Source organism: Streptomyces sp. NPDC058052 (assembly GCF_042885515.1).
GTDB lineage: Bacteria > Actinomycetota > Actinomycetes > Streptomycetales > Streptomycetaceae > Streptomyces.
On the sequence record NZ_JBHVRX010000072.1, the window covers coordinates 1 to 3,720 of the forward strand.

Below are 3,720 nucleotides of genomic sequence, written 5' to 3' on the forward strand. Positions count from 1 at the left end.
TTATCCTTCTGATGTGCCACACGTAGAAGTGATTCACTGATGACGCCTCCTTATCTTGTCCATGCTTGATTACATCGTATGCCGCGGCGGAGATGAATATAACGAAATACGTTTTAAAAAAAATGAAAAAAACACTTGCTAAATTTAAAGAATGCATGGTATATTATTAAACGTCGCTGATGAACAGCAGACAACAACAAAAAGCTTCGGAAACAACTTAAAAAAAGTTGTTGACATAAAAGAAGCTGAGTGGTAAGATAATAAAGTTGCTTCAACAAGCGGTAATGATCTTTGAAAACTAAACAAGACAAAACGTACCTGTTAATTCAAAGTTTTAAATAAATCGCACAGCGATGTGCGTAGTCAGTCAAACTACTTTATCGGAGAGTTTGATCCTGGCTCAGGACGAACGCTGGCGGCGTGCCTAATACATGCAAGTCGAGCGGACAGATGGGAGCTTGCTCCCTGATGTTAGCGGCGGACGGGTGAGTAACACGTGGGTAACCTGCCTGTAAGACTGGGATAACTCCGGGAAACCGGGGCTAATACCGGATGGTTGTTTGAACCGCATGGTTCAGACATAAAAGGTGGCTTCGGCTACCACTTACAGATGGACCCGCGGCGCATTAGCTAGTTGGTGAGGTAACGGCTCACCAAGGCAACGATGCGTAGCCGACCTGAGAGGGTGATCGGCCACACTGGGACTGAGACACGGCCCAGACTCCTACGGGAGGCAGCAGTAGGGAATCTTCCGCAATGGACGAAAGTCTGACGGAGCAACGCCGCGTGAGTGATGAAGGTTTTCGGATCGTAAAGCTCTGTTGTTAGGGAAGAACAAGTGCCGTTCGAATAGGGCGGCACCTTGACGGTACCTAACCAGAAAGCCACGGCTAACTACGTGCCAGCAGCCGCGGTAATACGTAGGTGGCAAGCGTTGTCCGGAATTATTGGGCGTAAAGGGCTCGCAGGCGGTTTCTTAAGTCTGATGTGAAAGCCCCCGGCTCAACCGGGGAGGGTCATTGGAAACTGGGGAACTTGAGTGCAGAAGAGGAGAGTGGAATTCCACGTGTAGCGGTGAAATGCGTAGAGATGTGGAGGAACACCAGTGGCGAAGGCGACTTTCTGGTCTGTAACTGACGCTGAGGCGCGAAAGCGTGGGGAGCAAACAGGATTAGATACCCTGGTAGTCCACGCCGTAAACGATGAGTGCTAAGTGTTAGGGGGTTTCCGCCCCTTAGTGCTGCAGCTAACGCATTAAGCACTCCGCCTGGGGAGTACGGTCGCAAGACTGAAACTCAAAGGAATTGACGGGGGCCCGCACAAGCGGTGGAGCATGTGGTTTAATTCGAAGCAACGCGAAGAACCTTACCAGGTCTTGACATCCTCTGACAATCCTAGAGATAGGACGTCCCCTTCGGGGGCAGAGTGACAGGTGGTGCATGGTTGTCGTCAGCTCGTGTCGTGAGATGTTGGGTTAAGTCCCGCAACGAGCGCAACCCTTGATCTTAGTTGCCAGCATTCAGTTGGGCACTCTAAGGTGACTGCCGGTGACAAACCGGAGGAAGGTGGGGATGACGTCAAATCATCATGCCCCTTATGACCTGGGCTACACACGTGCTACAATGGACAGAACAAAGGGCAGCGAAACCGCGAGGTTAAGCCAATCCCACAAATCTGTTCTCAGTTCGGATCGCAGTCTGCAACTCGACTGCATGAAGCTGGAATCGCTAGTAATCGCGGATCAGCATGCCGCGGTGAATACGTTCCCGGGCCTTGTACACACCGCCCGTCACACCACGAGAGTTTGTAACACCCGAAGTCGGTGAGGTAACCTTTTAGGAGCCAGCCGCCGAAGGTGGGACAGATGATTGGGGTGAAGTCGTAACAAGGTAGCCGTATCGGAAGGTGCGGCTGGATCACCTCCTTTCTAAGGATATATTCGGAACATCTTCTTCGAAGATGAAAGGGATAACGTGACATATTGTATTCAGTTTTGAATGTTTATTAACATTCAAATTTGTACATTGAAAACTAGATAAGTAAGTAAATAGATTTTACCAAGCAAAACCGAGTGAATAGAGTTTTAAATAAGCTTGAATTCATAAAAATAATCGCTAGTGTTCGAAAGAACACTCACAAGATTAATAACAGGTTTTCGACTTTGACTTTTAAAGAAATCGTTTTTCAGATAATGAGTTGATTTAATTTTAAGCGCAGTTTACTTATGTAAATGAGCATTTAAATTAATGAAACGAAGCGATATGAAAGCGATTGACTAAAAGTATGGTGGAAACATAGATTAAGTTATTAAGGGCGCACGGTGGATGCCTTGGCACTAGAAGCCGAAGAAGGACGTTACTAACGACGATATGCTTTGGGTAGCTGTAAGTAAGCGTTGATCCAGAGATTTCCGAATGGGGGAACCCAACATGAGTTATGTCATGTTATCGACATGTGAATTCATAGCATGTCAGAAGGCAGACCCGGAGAACTGAAACATCTTAGTACCCGGAGGAAGAGAAAGAAAAATCGATTCCCTGAGTAGCGGCGAGCGAAACGGGAAGAGCCCAAACCAACAAGCTTGCTTGTTGGGGTTGTAGGACACTCTATACGGAGTTACAAAAGAACATGTTAGACGAATCATCTGGAAAGATGAATCAAAGAAGGTAATAATCCTGTAGTCGAAAACATATTCTCTCTTGAGTGGATCCTGAGTACGACGGAGCACGTGAAATTCCGTCGGAATCTAGGAGGACCATCTCCTAAGGCTAAATACTCTCTAGTGACCGATAGTGAACCAGTACCGTGAGGGAAAGGTGAAAAGTACCCCGGAAGGGGAGTGAAAGAGAACTTGAAACCGTGTGCTTACAAGTAGTCAGAGCCCGTTTATGGGTGATGGCGTGCCTTTTGTAGAATGAACCGGCGAGTTACGATCTGATGCAAGGTTAAGCAGCGAATGTGGAGCCGTAGCGAAAGCGAGTCTGAATAGGGCGTTGAGTATTTGGTCGTAGACCCGAAACCAGGTGATCTACCCTTGGTCAGGTTGAAGTTCAGGTAACACTGAATGGAGGACCGAACCGACTTACGTTGAAAAGTGAGCGGATGAACTGAGGGTAGCGGAGAAATTCCAATCGAACTTGGAGATAGCTGGTTCTCTCCGAAATAGCTTTAGGGCTAGCCTCAAGTGATGATTATTGGAGGTAGAGCACTGTTTGGACGAGGGGCCCCTCTCGGGTTACCGAATTCAGACAAACTCCGAATGCCAATCAATTTAACTTGGGAGTCAGAACATGGGTGATAAGGTCCGTGTTCGAAAGGGAAACAGCCCAGACCACCAGCTAAGGTCCCAAAATATATGTTAAGTGGAAAAGGATGTGGCGTTGCCCAGACAACTAGGATGTTGGCTTAGAAGCAGCCATCATTTAAAGAGTGCGTAATAGCTCACTAGTCGAGTGACACTGCGCCGAAAATGTACCGGGGCTAAACATATTACCGAAGCTGTGGATTGTCCTTCGGACAATGGTAGGAGAGCGTTCTAAGGGCGTTGAAGCATGATCGCAAGGACATGTGGAGCGCTTAGAAGTGAGAATGCCGGTGTGAGTAGCGAAAGACGGGTGAGAATCCCGTCCACCGATTGACTAAGGTTTCCAGAGGAAGGCTCGTCCGCTCTGGGTTAGTCGGGTCCTAAGCTGAGGCCGACAGGCGTAGGCGATGGATAAC

The 3,720-nt window shown here is 47.9% G+C and carries 2 rRNA genes; both read left to right on the plus strand.

The window, feature by feature from the left end:
* Window positions 1-377 precede the first annotated feature (377 nt).
* A 16S ribosomal RNA gene (locus ACFVU3_RS39910) occupies window positions 378-1,927 on the plus strand.
* Window positions 1,928-2,297: 370 nt separating this feature from the next.
* Window positions 2,298-3,720, plus strand: a 23S ribosomal RNA gene (locus ACFVU3_RS39915); the annotation flags it as partial.